The organism is Nocardia sp. NPDC003482 (assembly GCF_053588115.1).
On record NZ_JBSFPI010000030.1, the window covers coordinates 58879 to 74904 of the forward strand.

General features: G+C 68.7%; 14 protein-coding genes and 2 rRNA genes. 5 read left to right on the forward strand and 11 right to left on the reverse strand.

Annotated elements, in window-relative coordinates:
* Nucleotide 1: 1 nt before the first annotated feature.
* Both glgP and ACWDSJ_RS33530 read right to left on the reverse strand, forming a co-directional pair.
* Nucleotides 2-2569 (reverse strand): alpha-glucan family phosphorylase, encoded by a 2568-nt coding sequence (gene glgP, locus ACWDSJ_RS33525; protein ID WP_450036734.1) that lies wholly within the window; start codon nucleotides 2567-2569, stop codon nucleotides 2-4.
* A gap of 38 nt (nucleotides 2570-2607) precedes the next feature.
* Entirely contained in the window at nucleotides 2608-3366 is a 759-nt protein-coding gene (locus ACWDSJ_RS33530) for a dienelactone hydrolase family protein (RefSeq protein WP_450036736.1), read from the reverse strand.
* 144 nt (nucleotides 3367-3510) lie between these two features.
* Here ACWDSJ_RS33530 and ACWDSJ_RS33535 point away from each other — a divergent pair, with 144 nt between their 5' ends.
* A complete protein-coding gene (locus tag ACWDSJ_RS33535; protein ID WP_387371038.1) occupies nucleotides 3511-5514 on the forward strand; it encodes an alpha-1,4-glucan--maltose-1-phosphate maltosyltransferase in 2004 nt (667 codons plus the stop codon).
* Nucleotides 5511-7664, forward strand: a complete 2154-nt coding sequence (gene glgB, locus ACWDSJ_RS33540; RefSeq protein ID WP_450036737.1) for a 1,4-alpha-glucan branching protein GlgB — start codon at nucleotides 5511-5513, stop codon at nucleotides 7662-7664. The genes ACWDSJ_RS33535 and glgB overlap by 4 nt, the downstream gene beginning before the upstream one ends.
* A 3-nt stretch (nucleotides 7665-7667) precedes the next feature.
* On the opposite strand, the gene ACWDSJ_RS33545 is transcribed toward glgB, so the two are convergent.
* Nucleotides 7668-8045: an SSI family serine proteinase inhibitor gene (locus tag ACWDSJ_RS33545; protein WP_450036739.1), complete on the reverse strand. Its 378-nt coding sequence runs from the start codon at nucleotides 8043-8045 to the stop codon at nucleotides 7668-7670.
* Nucleotides 8046-8135: 90 nt separating this feature from the next.
* On the opposite strand from ACWDSJ_RS33545, the gene ACWDSJ_RS33550 reads away from it, so the two are divergent.
* A complete protein-coding gene (locus tag ACWDSJ_RS33550) occupies nucleotides 8136-8669 on the forward strand; it encodes a nitroreductase/quinone reductase family protein (RefSeq protein ID WP_450036741.1) in 534 nt (177 codons plus the stop codon).
* 77 nt (nucleotides 8670-8746) lie between these two features.
* Here ACWDSJ_RS33550 and ACWDSJ_RS33555 read toward each other — a convergent pair whose 3' ends face one another.
* The 3 genes from ACWDSJ_RS33555 to ACWDSJ_RS33565 form a co-directional block, all read right to left on the reverse strand.
* Nucleotides 8747-9598 carry a tetratricopeptide repeat protein gene (locus tag ACWDSJ_RS33555; protein WP_450036754.1) on the reverse strand — a complete coding sequence of 284 codons (852 nt, stop codon included), beginning with the start codon at nucleotides 9596-9598 and terminating at the stop codon, nucleotides 8747-8749.
* A 61-nt stretch (nucleotides 9599-9659) separates the two neighbouring features.
* Entirely contained in the window at nucleotides 9660-10013 is a 354-nt protein-coding gene (locus tag ACWDSJ_RS33560) for a DUF3817 domain-containing protein (protein ID WP_450036742.1), read from the reverse strand.
* A gap of 388 nt (nucleotides 10014-10401) precedes the next feature.
* On the reverse strand, nucleotides 10402-11583 hold the full coding sequence (locus ACWDSJ_RS33565; protein WP_450036744.1) for an acetyl-CoA C-acetyltransferase: 1182 nt from the start codon (nucleotides 11581-11583) through the stop codon (nucleotides 10402-10404).
* 84 nt (nucleotides 11584-11667) lie between these two features.
* Between ACWDSJ_RS33565 and mce the strand changes: the two genes are divergently transcribed.
* Both mce and ACWDSJ_RS33575 read left to right on the forward strand, forming a co-directional pair.
* On the forward strand, nucleotides 11668-12165 hold the full coding sequence (gene mce, locus ACWDSJ_RS33570; protein WP_450036745.1) for a methylmalonyl-CoA epimerase: 498 nt from the start codon (nucleotides 11668-11670) through the stop codon (nucleotides 12163-12165).
* Nucleotides 12166-12251: 86 nt separating this feature from the next.
* Nucleotides 12252-13250, forward strand: a complete 999-nt coding sequence (locus ACWDSJ_RS33575) for a coiled-coil domain-containing protein (RefSeq protein ID WP_387371098.1) — start codon at nucleotides 12252-12254, stop codon at nucleotides 13248-13250.
* Between the two features lie 250 nt (nucleotides 13251-13500).
* Here ACWDSJ_RS33575 and ACWDSJ_RS33580 read toward each other — a convergent pair whose 3' ends face one another.
* The 5 genes from ACWDSJ_RS33580 to ACWDSJ_RS33600 form a co-directional block, all read right to left on the reverse strand.
* Entirely contained in the window at nucleotides 13501-13803 is a 303-nt protein-coding gene (locus tag ACWDSJ_RS33580) for an ATP/GTP-binding protein (protein ID WP_450036746.1), read from the reverse strand.
* Between the two features lie 11 nt (nucleotides 13804-13814).
* Entirely contained in the window at nucleotides 13815-14492 is a 678-nt protein-coding gene (nucS, locus tag ACWDSJ_RS33585) for an endonuclease NucS (protein ID WP_450036747.1), read from the reverse strand.
* Nucleotides 14493-14694: 202 nt separating this feature from the next.
* Entirely contained in the window at nucleotides 14695-15426 is a 732-nt protein-coding gene (locus ACWDSJ_RS33590; protein WP_387371020.1) for a rhomboid-like protein, read from the reverse strand.
* Nucleotides 15427-15674: 248 nt separating this feature from the next.
* Nucleotides 15675-15791: ribosomal RNA gene (gene rrf, locus ACWDSJ_RS33595) — 5S ribosomal RNA — on the reverse strand.
* 145 nt (nucleotides 15792-15936) lie between these two features.
* Nucleotides 15937-16026 (reverse strand): 23S ribosomal RNA (locus tag ACWDSJ_RS33600); the annotation flags it as partial.

The window sequence follows — 16026 nt, forward strand, 5'->3', positions numbered from 1 at the left end:
GTCAGGGCGCGGGGGTCGCGATCAGGCCGAGTTCGGCGTCACCGGCGAGCAGCCGGTGGTGCGGCAGGACGCGCACCGTGTAACCGACGGCGCCGGACAGCGGGACCGGTGTCGAGATCGTGAAAACCTCCGCGCCCGAATCGTTTCCGGCGTGCGTCATGGGCACGGTGGTGACCTCGGACAGGTCGTCGTCGGGCGAGACGCGGCCGAGGACGGCCTCCACGGCGACCTCGTCGGGCGACAGGCCGCCCAGGTCGATGCGGGCGCGCAGCGACAGGTCCGCGCCGATCACCGGGGTGTCGGGCAGACCGGAGCTGTCCACCTGGAGCACCTTGACCTGCGGCCACGCCGATTCGACGCGGCGGCGGTAGTCGGCGAGTTCCCTTGCGCCCGTGAAGTTCTCGCGCGCGACCGCGGCGTAGGAGGCGGCAGCGGGGGTGTAGTACTCGACGGCGTAGTCGCGGACCATGCGCGAGGCCAGCACCTTCGGGCCGAGGGTTTGCAGGGTGTGGCGCACCATCTCCATCCAGCGCACCGGCATACCGTCGTGGTCGCGTTCGTAGAAGCGCGGCAGCACCGACCGTTCGAGCATCTCGTAGAGGGCGCTGGCCTCAAGGTCGTCGCGGCGGTGATCGTCGCGCACGCCGTCGGCGGTGGGGATGGCCCAGCCGTTCTCGCCGTCGTACATCTCGTCCCACCAGCCGTCGCGGATGGACAGATTCAGCGAGCCGTTGAGCGCGGCCTTCATACCCGAGGTGCCGCACGCCTCGAGCGGGCGCAGCGGGTTGTTGAGCCAGACGTCGCATCCCCAGTACAGGTAGCGGGCCATGGACATGTCGTAGTCGGGCAGGAACACGATGCGGTGCCGCACGGCCGGATCGTCGGCGAACCGCACGACCTGCTGGATCAGGCCCTTGCCGCCGTCGTCGGCGGGATGGCTCTTGCCCGCGACGACCAGTTGCACGGGACGCTCCGGATCCAGCAGCAGCGCGCGCAGCCGGTCCGGATCGCGCAGCATGAGCGTGAGGCGTTTGTAGGTGGGCACGCGGCGGGCGAAGCCGACGGTCAGCACGTTCGGGTCGAAAACGTCGTCCACCCAACCCAATTCGGCGGGCGCGGCGCCCCGCTCGAGCCAGGACGCGCGCAGGCGGCGGCGCACCTCGGCGATGAGCAGGCCACGCAGGGTGTTGCGGGTGGTCCACAGCTCGCCGAGGTCGACGTCGCGCAGGCGTTCCCAGCCGCGCGCCTCCTCGACCAGTTCGGGGCCGAGGACGTCGCGGGCCTTGTCGATCCATTCGCGCGCCGCCCAGGTGGGGGCGTGCACGCCGTTGGTGACCGAGCCGATCGGCACCTCCGCGCTGTCGAAACCGGGCCACAGCGGGGCGAACATCGCCCGGCTCACCTCGCCGTGCAGCTTCGACACGCCGTTGGCGCGCTGGGCCAGGCGCAGGCCGAGGTGGGCCATGTTGAACACCGCCGGGTCGGCCTCGCGGCCGAGGGCGAGAATCCGGTCCACCTCGACACCGGGCAGCATCGGGGATTCCCGCTCGCCGTGCTCGCCGCCGAAGTAACGACGCATCAGCGCGGCGGAGAAGCGGTCGATCCCGGCGGGCACCGGGGTGTGCGTGGTGAACACGGTCGCGGCGCGCACGGCGGCCAGCGCGGCGTCGAAATCCATTCCGCCGGAGATGTATTCGCGAATGCGCTCGATGCCGAGGAATCCGGCGTGGCCCTCGTTCATGTGGAACACGTCCGGATCGGGCAGCCCGTGGGCGTGGGTGTAGGCGCGCACCGCCCGCACCCCGCCGATTCCGGCGAGGATCTCCTGCTTGATGCGGTGATCCTGATCGCCGCCGTACAGCCGATCGGTGACCGCGCGCAGTTCGGGATCGTTGTCGGCGATATCGGAATCCAACAGCAGCAACGGGATTCGGCCCACCTGCGCGATCCACACCCGCGCCCGCAGTACCCGTCCCTCCGGCATCGGCACGTGCACCAGCACGGGCGCGCCCTCCTCGGTCAGCAGCCGCAACGGCAGCCCCTGCGGATCGAGATCGGGGTAGTGCTCGGCCTGCCAGCCGTCGGCGGTCAGCGACTGGCGGAAGTAGCCCGACCGGTACAGCAGCCCGACCCCGATCAGCGGCAACCCCAGATCGGAGGCGGCCTTGAGATGATCACCGGCCAGGATGCCGAGGCCGCCCGAGTAGTTCGGCAGCACCTCGGTGACGCCGAACTCCATCGAGAAATAGGCGATGCAGCGCGGGCCGCCGTCCTGCCTGGTGAACCACCGCGGCCGCGTCAGGTAGTCCCGCAGATCCGCCGCCTGGCGCTCGACCGCGCGCACGTACTCCGGATCGGCGGCCAACTCGTCGAGCCGGGCCGCGGGCACCTCCCCCAGCATCCGCACCGGATCGTGCCCGACCTCGGCCCACCGCTCCCGATCCAGTTCGGCGAACAGATCCTGCGTCGGCGCGTGCCAGGACCACCGCAGATTGGTGGCCAGTTCGGTCAACGCCGCCAACGACTCGGGCAGATGGGCACGGACGGTGAATCGACGGAGGGCCTTCACCGGTCAGACCCTACCGGTATGTCGGGGTCGGGACGCCGTCAGCGCAGGGTTCGGTCCAGCAGGGACAGCAGTTCGCGGTAGTGACGTTCGGTGGCGGCCTCGTCGTAGACCGAGGTGTCGGATTGGGTGTAGCCGTGGGCCGCGCCCTCGTAGATCTCGGTGCGGTGCGGGATGTTCGCCGCGGTGAGGGTCTTGTCGATGGCCTCGATGGCCTCGGGCGGCATGGATTGGTCCTGGTCGGCGTGGCCGAAATAGACCTCGGCGCGGATCTTTTCGAGGTCGTGGTGGGGACTGTCGGGGGCGTCGGTGACGATGTGGCCGGTGTGGAAGGCCGCGACCGCGGCGATGCGGTCGGGGAAGGCGGCGGCGGTGCGCAGCGCCTGGCGGCCGCCCATGCAGTAGCCCGTGGTGCCGAAGGGCGCGGGCGCGGCGTGGTCGAAGGACGCGAGCCAGTCGAGGTAGGCGCCCGCGTCGCGGACGGTGGTCGGGCCGGTCAGTTCGACCATGAGCGGGCGGAGCTGGCCGAACAGGTCGGGGCGGGCGGTGAAATCGATGAAGTCCGGCAGATCCACCACGGGCGCGCGGCCGTGCCGGTAGAAGAGGTTCGGCGCGAGGACCGTGTAGCCGTGGGCGGCGACGCGGTCGACGATGCCGCGAACCACCGGCCGCAGCCCGAAGGCGTCGGGGTAGAGCAGGACCCCGGGGTGTGCCGCGCCGTCGTCGGGGTACGCCACATAGGCGTCGGCCACACCGTCCGGCATCGGCACATCGACCGAAAGACCTTGCACAGCAGTCATGATTGATATCTCCTCGTCCGTCGCAGTCGTCGTTGCCACGCACCAGCGTTCCACGCCGTGGCGGGAGTCGCCGTGGTCGCGCGACGACCCGGCATCCGGCCGCTGCGTTCGTGGTCGTGGCGAAAATACCGGTACGGTGATCTCGTGACCGGTCGGATCGCCATCGATGACACGGCCCCGTCCATTCCCGGCGGGTATCCCGCGAAGGCGGTGGTGGGCGAGGTCTTCCCAGTTCGCAGCGTGGTCTGGCGGGAGGGACACGACGCGGTCTCCGCCAACCTCGCGATCCGGCCCCCGGGCAGCGCGCGGCTGCGGCGCATCCGGATGACCCCCGATATCGAACCCGACGTCTTCAACGCCACCTTCGTCCCCACCGAACCGGGGCTGTGGGCCTATCGGGTCGAGGGCTGGAGCGATCCGCTGGCAACCTGGCGGTCGGCCGTGGAGGCCAAACTCGCCGTCGGCCAGACCGCCGCCGACCTGGCCAACGACCTGGAGATCGGCGCGCGCCTGCTCGACCGGGCCGCCCAGAACGTGCCCAAACGGGAGTGGGAGCGCCTGCGCGCGGCGGCCGCGTCGCTGCGCGGCGACGCCCAGCTCCCCGCCCGGGTCGCCCCGGCCTTCAGCGCCGAGGTGAGCGAGATCCTGCGCGCCGCGCCGCTGCGCGAACTGGTGACCCGCGGTCCGCAACACTGCGTGCTGGTCGAACGTCCACGGGCCCTGTACGGGTCGTGGTACGAGTTCTTCCCGCGCTCCACCGGCGGCCGCGACGCCGACGGCAACCCGGTGCACGGCACCTTCGCCACCGCCGCCAAGGAGCTGCACCGCATCGCCGCCATGGGATTCGACGTGGTCTACCTGCCGCCGATCCATCCGATCGGGAAGGTGAATCGCAAGGGCCGCAACAACTCTCTCACCGCCGAGCCAGGCGACGTCGGCTCGCCGTGGGCGATCGGCTCCGACGAGGGCGGCCACGACGCCATCCACCCGCGCCTGGGCACCGAGGAGGACTTCGCCGAATTCGTCACCACCGCACGCGAACTCGGCCTCGAGGTGGCGCTCGATCTGGCGTTGCAGTGCGCGCCGGACCATCCGTGGGTGCGCACGCATCCGGAGTGGTTCACCACCCTGCCCGACGGCACCATCGCCTTCGCGGAGAACCCGCCGAAGAAGTACCAGGACATCTACCCGCTCAACTTCGACAACGATCCCGACGGGCTCTACGCCGAGGTGCTGCGCGTGGTCAAGCACTGGATCGCGTTGGGCGTCAAGATCTTCCGCGTCGACAACCCGCACACCAAACCGGCCGACTTCTGGGAGTGGCTGATCGCGCGGCTGCGCGAGACCGATCCGGACGTGTTCTTCCTGTCCGAGGCGTTCACCCGCCCGGCCCGGCTCTACGGGCTCGCCCGGCGCGGATTCGCCCAGTCCTACACGTATTTCACCTGGCGCACCGGGAAACAGGAACTCACCGAATTCGCCCTCGAACTGGCCGCCAAGGCCGACGAGGCGCGCCCGAATCTGTTCGTGAACACCCCCGACATCCTGCACGAGAGCCTCCAGCACGGCGGGCCCGGCATGTTCGCCATTCGCGCGGTCCTGGCGGCGACGCTCGGGCCGAGCTGGGGCGTGTACTCCGGATTCGAGCTGTTCGAGCACCAGGCGGTGCGTCCCGGCAGCGAGGAGTACCTCGACTCGGAGAAGTACGAGCTGCGCCCGCGCCCGTTCGTCGAGGCCGCCGCGCGCGGAGAATCGTTGGAGCCGTGGCTGACCCGGCTCAACGAGATCCGCCGCGCCCACCCGGCGCTGCAACAGCTGCGCTGCATCGCCTTCCATCACGTCGACAACGACGCGCTGCTGGCGTACTCGAAGGTGGATCCGGTCACCGGGGACGCGGTGCTGGTCGTGGTGAACCTCGATCCGTACGCGGCCGAACAGGGCATGGTCTCGCTCGACATGCCCGCGATCGGACGGGAATGGCACGACCATCCCGTCGTCGTCGACGAGGTCACGGGCGAGGAATACCATTGGGGCCAAACGAATTACGTGCGGCTCGATCCCGTGCACGCGGTCGCGCACATCCTGGCGCTGCCGCCGGTCTCGGCCGCGGCGCGGACGGAACTGGCCTACCGGAAGACGTTCTCGTGAACCGCCGCGATCTGCTGCTGCTGGTGTCGGGGACACACGCGGACCCGCACACCGTGCTCGGCTCGCATCCGCATCCGGGCGGCACGGTCATCAGAACCCTTCGGCCGCACGCGGATTCGGTGAGCGCGCGGATCGGCGAGAAGGATTATCCGCTCGACCACGTCGAGCACGGGGTGTTCGAGACCGTGGTTCCGTTCGAGGAGCTGTGGGACTACCGGCTGGTCGTGTCCTATCCCGGCGGGCAGACCGTCCTCGTCGCCGACGGGTACCGATTCCTGCCCACGATCGGCGAACTGGATCTGCACCTGCTCGGCGAGGGACGGCACGAACGGCTGTGGGAGGTGCTGGGCGCGCATCCGCGCACCTACACCACCCTCGACGGCGACGTGCCGGGCACCGCGTTCGCGGTCTGGGCGCCGAACGCGCGCGGGGTGACCGTGATCGGCGACTTCGACGGATGGAGCGGAAACAGCGCTCCCATGCGGAAATTGGGCGGATCCGGGGTGTGGGAGCTGTTCGTTCCCGGCGTCGGTCCGGGCACGAAGTACAAGTTCCGGGTGCACGGCGCGGACGGGCGCACGGTCGACCACGCCGATCCCCTGGCGTTCGCCACCGAGCAACCGCCCGCGACGGCGTCGGTGATCACCGAGAGCTCCTACGAATGGGGCGACCGGGAGTGGCTGGCCCGGCGCGCGGAGACCGACGCCACGCGGGCGCCGATGAGCGTCTACGAGGTGCACCTGGGGTCGTGGCGGCCGGGGCTCGGGTATCGGGAAGCCGCCGATCAGCTCGCGGAATACGTTCGGGCGCAAGGGTATACGCACGTCGAGCTGTTGCCGATCGCGGAACATCCGTTCGGCGGGTCGTGGGGATACCAGGTCACCTCCTACTACGCTCCGACGGCGCGGTTCGGGTCGCCGGACGACTTCCGGGCGTTCGTCGATCGGCTGCACCGGGCGGGGATCGGGGTGTTGCTGGACTGGGTTCCGGCGCATTTCCCGCGCGACGAGTGGGCGCTGGCGCGGTTCGACGGGACGGCGCTGTACGAGCATTCCGATCCGCGGCGCGGTGAGCAATTGGATTGGGGCACCTACGTTTTCGACTTCGGCCGGCACGAGGTGCGCAACTTCCTGGTGGCCAACGCGCTGTACTGGATCGAGGAGTTCCACATCGACGGCCTGCGGGTCGACGCCGTGGCTTCCATGCTGTACCTGGACTATTCGCGGCCCGAGGGCGGCTGGGAGCCGAATATCCATGGCGGGCGGGAGAATCTGGAGGCGGTGTCGTTCCTCCAAGAGATGAACGCGACCGTCCACAAGCATCATCCCGGCGTGGTGACCGTCGCGGAGGAGTCCACCAGCTGGCCCGGGGTCACCCGCGCGACCGACGTCGGCGGGCTCGGGTTCACCATGAAATGGAATATGGGCTGGATGCACGACACGCTCGGCTACCTCGGCCGGGACCAGATCCATCGCAGCTGGCACCACAACGAGATCACGTTCTCGATGGTGTACGCGTGGAGCGAGAACTTCGTCCTGCCCATCAGTCACGACGAGGTCGTGCACGGCAAGGGCACGCTGTGGACGCGCATGCCCGGCGACGACTGGGCCAAGGCGTGCGGGGTGCGGGCGCTGCTCGCCTACATGTGGGCGCATCCGGGTAAGCAGCTGTTGTTCATGGGGCAGGATTTCGGGCAGTACCGGGAGTGGTCGCACGATCGCGGGCTCGACTGGGGTGAGCTGGAAAACCCACTGCACGACGGGATTCGGGTGCTGGTGGGGGATCTGAACCGGGTGTATCGCGACTCGCCCGCGCTGTGGAGTCAGGACACCTCGCCGGGCGGGTACGCGTGGATCGAGGCCGATGATCGGAACAACAATGTCATCGCGTTCCTGCGGCACGGGTCCGACGGGTCGACGGTGGCGTGCGTGTTCAACTTCTCCGGTTCGCAGCATCGCGACTACCGCGTCGGGCTGCCCGCGGGCGGGCGCTGGCGGGAGATCCTCAATACCGACGCAGCGCACTACGGGGGCAGCGGGATCGGCAATCTGGGCGCGGTGACCGCCGAGGAGCGGCCGTGGCACGGGCGGCCGTACTCGGCGGCGGTGACGCTCGCGCCCAACAGCGCGGTATGGCTTGCGCCGGAATAGGTTTCAGAACCGCCAGGGGTCGGTGAGTTCGGGGACGAGGCAGCCGTAGGTCTTCTCGATCGAGATCGGTTGTCCGCGTAGGGTTCCCTCGGCGCGCAGGGTGACGGGATAGTAGCGGAAGCAGCGGACCTCTTGGTTCTCCTCGGGGAGGGTGAGGTCGGCCGTCGCGAGCGCCGCGCACGCGGCCTCGGCCGCCGGGTGGTTGCCGCCGGTGGGGGCGCAGGTCAGGGTGACCGTGCGGGACGGTTGGTCCGGGTCGGTGCGGGTGAAGGTGAGCTGGGTGTCGGGCCGGTCGGCGGCCGCGCTGCCCGCGGAAACGAACAGGGCCGTGAGGATGGTTGCGGCCGCGGCCAGGTGTCCGATGGGTGTGAGTGATCGCATGTTCCCCTCCTTCGGCCCATGGTAATGGACTGTCGAATGAGCTGAGAACGTTCTACTATCGACTGTAGTACTTCGAGGTGGGGAGGCGTGATGACCGACAACGACAAGTCCGGGGCCGCGGAACGGACGGCTCCGTCGCCGGTAGGGCGATTGATCGCGGCGATATCGGAGTTCGCCAACAGTCGCGGGGTCTACCTCGGGCGGCGTTCCACGCGACTGCATGTCGCGATATACCGGCGATTCGGCGGGCGCGTCGGCGGCCGCGTTCCGGGATTTCCGAACGCGCGGATTCTGCTGCTCGACCACGTCGGCGCGCGATCCGGGATTCGCCGGACCTCGCCGGTGATGTATCACGAGGACGGCGACACCATCGCGATCGTGGCGTCGAAGGCGGGACAACCGTCGAATCCCGCGTGGTTCCACAACTTGTGGGCCCATCCGGAGACCACGATCCAGATCGGTGCGGAGACGCGCCGCGTGTGCGCGCGAGTGGCGACCGGAGCGGAGCGCGACGCCTGGTGGCCCCGTTGCTCGTCGGGCTATCCGGGTTACGACTTCTTCCGGCGTCTCGCACATCCCCGCGAGATACCGATCGTGCTTCTCACGCCGTGTTCGGGTGGGTGACTCCCGGCGCCGGCACCTGCGGGATGCCGATCCCACGCCTCGTGCTGGGCGTGGGATCGGCTCTCCCACAACGTGTTTCAGTACAGCGCGGTGGCCAACCGGCGCCGGGCCGCGACCACGATCGGGTCGGCGGTGTCGAACAGTTCGAACAGTTCCACCAGGCGGGTGCGGACGCGGTTGCGGTCGTCGCCCGCGGTGCGCTTGATCAGGGCGATCAGGCGGTCGAAGGCGGCGTCGGGTTGCTGGTTGAACAGTTCGAGATCGGCGGCGGCGAAGGCGGCCTCGATATCGGCGGGGTCGGCGTCGGCGCGGGCGACGGCGTCGGCGGGGAGGTTCTGGGCGCGGGTGTAGAAGCGGAGCTGGCGCAGGGCGGCCTTGGCGTCCTGGTTGGCCGGTTCCTCGGCGAGGATGCGCTCGTAGGCGGCCTCGGCGCCCGCGATGTCGCCGCGCTCGATGGCCTCCTCGGCGGCCACGAAGCGCGGGTCGGCGGGTTGCTCGGCCGCGCCCTCGGCCTCACCGCCGACGCCGGGCAGGCGGCCGCGCACGGCGTCGACCACCGCGGCCAGCCACTGGCGGACCTGGGCTTCGGGCTGGGCGCCTTGGAAATCGGCGAGCGGCTGGCCCGCGGCGACCGCGACGACGGTCGGGATGCCCTGCACCCCGAACGCCTGCGCGATGCGCATATTGGGCTCGGCCTCGACGGTGGCCAGATCCCAGGTGCCGTCGCTCTCGCCGAGCAGCTTCTCGAGCAGCTTCACCAATTCGACGCTGCCCGGGCTGCGCTGCGAGTACAGGGCGACGACCACCGGCACCTCGAGCGAGCGCCGCAACACCTTGGCCTCGAAATCGGCCTCGGTGACCGCGTGACCGCTCGGAACGTCCCCGGCGGCCGGCTGTTTCAGAGCGGACAGATCCACCGCACCGGACATGGCAGCGGCAACGGCGGGGGAAGGACGACGTGCAGCAGGTCGAGTCACGAGTTCCAGTTTGTCACGAACCGGCAGGCGCGGGCGCCGGGGCCGGGCCCAGGTCACCCAATTGCCCGGTGCGGGCCGCCCAGCGCTCGAACCAGTACGAGCTGAACGGCACGATGGCCGAGGCGAGCCCGATCAGTAGCGTCTTGGCGGGCCACCCGTACTCGCGGAACGCCAGCAGCAGGTTCAGCGCGAACATGATGAACACGAAGCCGTGCAGCAGGCCGAATACCATCACCGGCCAGGTGATCGGGTCCGGCAACCGCTTCAACACCGATCCGGTCAGCAGCAGCGCCCACGAGATCGCCTCGAGGATCCCGAACAGCCGCACGCGCTTCCCAGCCGTGCTCAGATCGAAGATTTCACCCATGCGCACCATTCTGCCGCACGTCTACGACAGGCCGTAGTCGTGTGGCCCAAACCACAGCCGCACCTCTTATTTGGATCCGCACCCCCTACAGGGCCATACAGCGGGTGCGGATCCGAACAAAGGGTGCGGCTGGGGTTGCCACAGCCTCGTAGCCGTCTTATGGGCGCCTGCGACGAGGGCGCGGTTGCGCTGTGGCTGACGCAGCCGCACCCCTTCTCGGAGCGTGCGACAAGTGCGCGGCCGACGCAGCCGTACCCCTTATTCGCAGGGTTGGTCGGGTGTAGCGGGCACAGCCGCACCCCTTATTCGCAGACGCACCCCTTATCGGGCCCCACAGCGGGTGCGGATTCGAATAAGGGGTGCGGCTGGGTTGCTGGGGGTTTGAGGGTTAGACCTTCAGGATGAGGGCGTCGCCTTGGCCGCCGCCGCCGCAGAGGGCCGCGGCGCCGGTGCCGCCGCCGCGGCGCTTCAGTTCGAGGGCGAGGTGGAGGACGATGCGGGCGCCGGACATGCCGAGGGGGTGGCCGATGGCGATGGCGCCGCCGTTGACGTTGACCTTGGCGGGGTCGATGCCGAGTTTGCGGGTGGAGGCGATGCCTACCGCGGCGAAGGCCTCGTTGATCTCGACGACGTCCAGGTCCGCGGGCGAGATGCCTTGGCGCGCACAGGCTTTCGCGATGGCGTTGGCGGGCTGGTCCTGGAGGGTGGAGTCGGGGCCCGCGACGGTGGCGGCGGCGCCGATCTCGGCGATCCAGGTCAGGCCCAGCTCCTCGGCCTTGGCCTTGCTCATCACCACGACCGCGGCGGCGCCGTCGGAGATCTGGGAGGCCGAACCGGCGGTGACCGTACCGTCCTTGCGGAAAGCGGGGCGCAGCTTGCCGAGGGACTCGACGGTGGTGTCGGCGCGGATGCCCTCGTCCTGGCCGACCACGATCGGATCGCCCTTGCGCTGCGGCACCGAGACGGGGACGACCTCGTCGTCGAACACGCCGTTCTTCCAGGCGGCCGCGGCCTTCTGATGCGACGCGGCGGCGAAGGCGTCCTGGTCCTCGCGGCTGATGCGGTCGCGGTCGTTGCGCGATTCGGTCAGCGCGCCCATGGCCTGATCGGTGAAGATGTCGTGCAGGCCGTCGAAGGCCATGTGGTCACGCAGGGTGACGTCGCCGTACTTGAAACCCTCGCGGCTCTTCTCCAGCAGGTGCGGGGCCTGGGTCATCGACTCCTGGCCGCCCGCGACGACGATCTCGTACTCACCGGCGCGAATCAGCTGATCCGCCAACGCGATCGCGTTGATGCCGGACAGGCAGACCTTGTTCACGGTGACCGCGGGGACGTCCATCGGAATGCCTCCGGCCACGGCGGCCTGGCGCGCGGGAATCTGGCCCGCGCCCGCGGTCAGCACCTGGCCCATGATCACGTACTCGACCTGTTCCGGCGCGACCCCGGCCTTCTCCAGCGCGGCCCGGATGGCGAACCCACCCAGCTCGGCGCCGGTGAAGTCCTTCAATCCACCCAGCAGCCTGCCGACCGGGGTACGCGCGCCGGAGACGATGACGGAGGTGGTGGTCACGATGAACCTCGTTTCTCGAATTCGCGTCGACGGGTCTTACGCCGCCTCGTACTCCACGGTAACCGGTGCGCTCACCCCACGACCATGCAGGTGCGCGCTACCGTTCGAAGGGTGAGCACCACCGAAAAGTCCGATTTCATTCCCGCCGACTACGTGATCGCGGTCGACCATGTCGGCATCGCCGTCCCCGACCTCGACACCGCCGTCACCTGGTACTCCGAGCACCTCGGCATGGTCGAGACCCATCGCGAGGTGAACGAGGGGCAGGGCGTGCACGAGGCGATGCTGTCGCTGCCCGGCGCCGGTGACGACTCGACTGCTCTGCAGTTGCTGGCACCGCTCAACGCCGAATCGACCATTGCCAAGTTCATCGACCGCAATGGTCCGGGTCTGCAGCAACTGGCCTATCGGGTCACCGATATCGATGCCGTGGCAACCTTTCTGCGTGGCCGCGGGCTCCGTTTGCTGTACGAGGGTCCCCGGCCCGGCACGGCGGGCTCGCGAATCAACTTCGTGCACCCCAAGGATGCTGGAGGTGTGCTCATCGAGTTGGTCGAGCCTGCCGCGAATCCTACTCACTAGTACCGCAATCCGACCGGGGAAACTTGTCGTAACGACATTCGCGGTCGGGTCACCATGGCTGGTCGACAGGCTGTAGTTTGTGGGGCATGTCGTCCACTGAGCCCGATCGCAATCGCTTCGTCGCGTTGCCCTTTACGGTGGTCCGGAAGGGTTATGACCGTGACGAAGTACGCAATTATTTCGACCGTTTCGATGCCGAACTGAGGGTCACCGCCACCGACCGCGACGCTGCGGCGGCTCAGGCCCGGAACCTGGCCGCCCAGCTGGAAGACGCCCGCGACGAAATCGACGAGCTCCGTAAGGAAGTCGATCGTCTGTCGGTGCCGCCGACCACCGCGGAGGGCATGAGCGATCGCATCTCCCGCATGCTGCGGCTCGCCTCCGACGAGGCCTCCGAGGTCCGCGCGCAGGCGCAGGCCGAGGCCGCGGAGATGATCTCCATCGCCGAGCAGCAGGCCACCGAGATGCGCGGCAAGTACGAGTCGCTGCTCTCGGAGACCAAGGAGAAGCGTGAGGCGCTCGAGGTCGAGTTCGAGCAGACCCTCGCCAACGCGCGCACCGAGGCGACCAAGATCGTCGAGGCCGCGCAGGCCGAGGCCGATCGGATCACGAAGGAAGCCGAGGCCAAGCGCAAGGCCGCGCAGCAGGACTTCGAGGTCACCATGGCCGAGCGTCGCACCAAGCTGACCCGCGCGATGGAGGAGCTCGAGGCCACCAGCCGCGCCGAGGCCGCCCAGCGCATCAAGGACGCGACCGACGAGTCCAACCGTCTGGTCACCTCCGCCACCCAGCAGGCCGATCGCAAGATCGCCCACGCCAAGGAGCTGGCCGAGGAGATGCGCGTGCTGCGCGGCCGAGTTCTGGCCCAGCTCTTGGGAATTCGCGGCCAGCTCGATTCGGTGCCCGCCATGCTCGCCGCGGTCAACCGCGAATCCGAGCTGCTCGACGGCGCCCCCGAACAGCGCTCGCTGTCCGGCAAGCAGTCCGGCCCCAACCGCCAGAAGGCGATCCCCGACGCGAAGGCCGAGGCCGACGAGGAGGAGCTCGACGCCGAAGAGCGCGAGAACGCCGAGATCTCGAGCTAGTACGCCGAACCGACCGGGCGACAACACCGACCGTTCGAAGGCCGCCCCCGATTTTTCGGGGGCGGCCTTCCTTATGTGTGGGGCTGGTTGCCCTGCGCCACAGGGTCATTGGCCCGATCCCACCCTTCGCAGGCCGCTCAGAACGTGCGGGCCTCGAGGCCGAGCAACCCAGTCGCACCCTTTATTCGGATCCGCACCCCTTATAGGGCTCTGAAGGGGGTGCGGATTCGAATAAGGGGTGCGGGTGGGGTTAGGACCAGCGGCGGGTTATGCGTCTGGTGTGGCGGCCTTTCCAGCAGCCGGTGTGCCAGTGGCGGCGGTCTTCTTCGCCGTTGTGGGCTCGCCAGGCGACCAGGTGGGGGGTGCCTGGGGGGATTTCGTGGTCGCAGCCGGGGCAGCGGTAGGTTTTGGTGGCTCGGGTGCCGGGGATGGTGCGGACTATGTAGTCGTCGCCGTCGGGGCCCGGTTCGGTGCGGCCGAAGACGTCGCCCAGGGGGCGCGGGTCCCGGGAGGACCGCGCCGGTGGGGTGGGGCGCGGTTTCCGGCGGGGCATTGGTATCCAGGTTAGAACAGGCGGAATTCGGCGCTCTCCGTACCCCGTAGGGCGTCGTAATCGAGAGTGAGGCAACGGATTCCGCGGTCGGTGGCGAGGGTGCGGGCCTGGGGTTTGATCTGCTGGGCGGCGAAGACGCCGGTGACGGGGGCCAGCAGGGGGTCGCGGTTGAGCAGTTCGAGGTAGCGGGTGAGCTGTTCGACGCCGTCGATCTCGCCGCGGCGTTTGATCTCCACGGCCACCGTCGCGCCCGTGGCGTCGCGGCAGAGAATGTCGACCGGTCCGATCGCGGTCATGTATTCGCGGCGAATGAGGCTGTATCCCTCGCCGAGGGTGTGAATGTGCTCGGCGAGCAATTCCTGGAGGTGCGCTTCGACGCCGTCTTTCACGAGGCCGGGATCGATGCCGAGATCATGAGAGGAATCGTGTTCGATCTCCTCGACCGTGATTCGGAGTTCTTCCCCGGCCTTGTTCGTCACCACCCACAGTTTGGTTGCGGGCGAATCGGATTCGCGTTCCTCCACCCAGCACGGCGGGCTCATCCAATTCAGCGGTTTGTAGGAACCGCCGTCGGAGTGCACGAGCACCGAACCGTCCGCCTTCATCATCAGCAGCCGGCGAGCCATGGGGAGGTGAGCGGTGAGCCGACCCACGTAGTCGACCTGACAGCGAGCTATCACGAGGCGCACCCCAGGCACTCTAGGGCAGTAGTGGGTCCGTACCGAATTCAGCCCACGGAGAGGGGCGGCGTATCGGGTCAGCCGACGAGGAGATAGTCACCGGCCGGGGCGGCATACCGAAGTCAGCGCACAAGCGGACAGCTCCGGGGCGAGGGCTGTACTGAATTCAGCCCCCACGAGCAGACAGCCACGGGCGGGGCGAGGCAGGAATTCAGCCCACTAGGAGGAGGTAGCCGAGGACGGAGGCTATGACGAGCATGACGGTCTCGTACCAGGAGAGTTTGGGGAGGGTGGGGTGGTGGGAGCGGAGGGCCCAGAAGCCGGCGGCGAGGCCGATCACCACGGCCAGGAGGTGGCCGACGTTGGTGAAGGTGCGGCCCATGACGACGCCCGCGACGGCGACGGCGAGCCAGGTGATGGCCCAGGTGGGGCGCCAGCGGGACGGGAGGAGGGCGTAGAAGGCGCCGATGAGAGCCATTGCGCCGTAACTGATTCCGACGTCCTCGGCGCGGGTGATGTCGATCGGGAGCCAGCCCGCTTCGACGGCGACCCACAGGCCCAGGGCCACCAGCAGGGTGGCGCCGATGTGGCCCGCGAGGAAGATGCGGATCACCTGCCAGGCGCCGAAGCGGAGTTCGGCGAGGGCGAGCAGGGAGACGAGCAGGGGGATGATGAGCAGGGCGCCGCTGTTGTCGCCGATGACGAAGGCACTGGAGAACAGGGTGCCGAAGTGGCCGCGCAGCAGGTTGTGCAGGTTGGTGCTGACGTGCAGGACGATCTTCGATTGGGTGGTGTCGTCGATGACGGACAGCCACGCCGTGACCGCGACGAGGGCCGCGGCGTACACATAGGTGACGGGCAGCAAGAAGCGCCGCCAGCGGGGGCGGTTGGTCGCGGTGGCACCGCTCGATGCTTCCGGCGCCGGTGCGGTCAGCACCACCATGGCATCCCCTTCCGAACTCCTGCCGGCGGTCGATCCGCCGGGCCTACCTTTCAATCATCCCGATCGGGTCTGCGCCCACGCTTCCCGTCGCTCGAGACTTCGCTGTGAAACGTGACACGCTGGTGTCGGAGTGAATGCCCCGCCGCGTCGGCGACAAACCTGGCGCACGGAAGTCGTTGCGGCACAGGGTGATCGGGTCCGGATATGCGAGAAGGGGCCCATTGCTGGGCCCCTTCTCGGGAATATTGTTCCGGCGGTGTCCTACTCTCCCACACCCTGTCGAGTGCAGTACCATCGGCGCTGGCAGGCTTAGCTTCCGGGTTCGGAATGGGACCGGGCGTTTCCCCACCGCTATAACCGCCGTAACACTATGGAACTCTCCGCGCTCCACGCTCCGAGTACAAGGGCTGAGACCAACCCCCGAACACCAGGGGGTACGAAACCCTGGACCTCGCAGCGGGTGCATGCGTGTGTTGTTCCAGAACCGCACAGTGGACGCGTAGCCTCTTCGTTGGTAAGCCCTCGGCCTATTAGTACCGGTCACCTCCACACGTTACCGTGCTTCCAGTTCCGGCCTATCAACCCAATCATCTCTTGGGG

Coding starts and splice junctions, on each gene's coding strand:
- ACWDSJ_RS33590 (WP_387371020.1), bottom strand. CDS start 15,426: ATGGTGGTGCTGACCGCACCGGCGCCGGAAGCATCGAGCGGTGCCACC.
- ACWDSJ_RS33550 (WP_450036741.1), top strand. CDS start 8,136: ATGACCGACAACGACAAGTCCGGGGCCGCGGAACGGACGGCTCCGTCG.
- ACWDSJ_RS33575 (WP_387371098.1), top strand. CDS start 12,252: ATGTCGTCCACTGAGCCCGATCGCAATCGCTTCGTCGCGTTGCCCTTT.
- ACWDSJ_RS33530 (WP_450036736.1), bottom strand. CDS start 3,366: ATGACTGCTGTGCAAGGTCTTTCGGTCGATGTGCCGATGCCGGACGGT.
- ACWDSJ_RS33580 (WP_450036746.1), bottom strand. CDS start 13,803: ATGCCCCGCCGGAAACCGCGCCCCACCCCACCGGCGCGGTCCTCCCGG.
- ACWDSJ_RS33555 (WP_450036754.1), bottom strand. CDS start 9,598: ATGTCCGGTGCGGTGGATCTGTCCGCTCTGAAACAGCCGGCCGCCGGG.
- ACWDSJ_RS33545 (WP_450036739.1), bottom strand. CDS start 8,045: ATGCGATCACTCACACCCATCGGACACCTGGCCGCGGCCGCAACCATC.
- mce (WP_450036745.1), top strand. CDS start 11,668: ATGCAGGTGCGCGCTACCGTTCGAAGGGTGAGCACCACCGAAAAGTCC.
- ACWDSJ_RS33560 (WP_450036742.1), bottom strand. CDS start 10,013: ATGGGTGAAATCTTCGATCTGAGCACGGCTGGGAAGCGCGTGCGGCTG.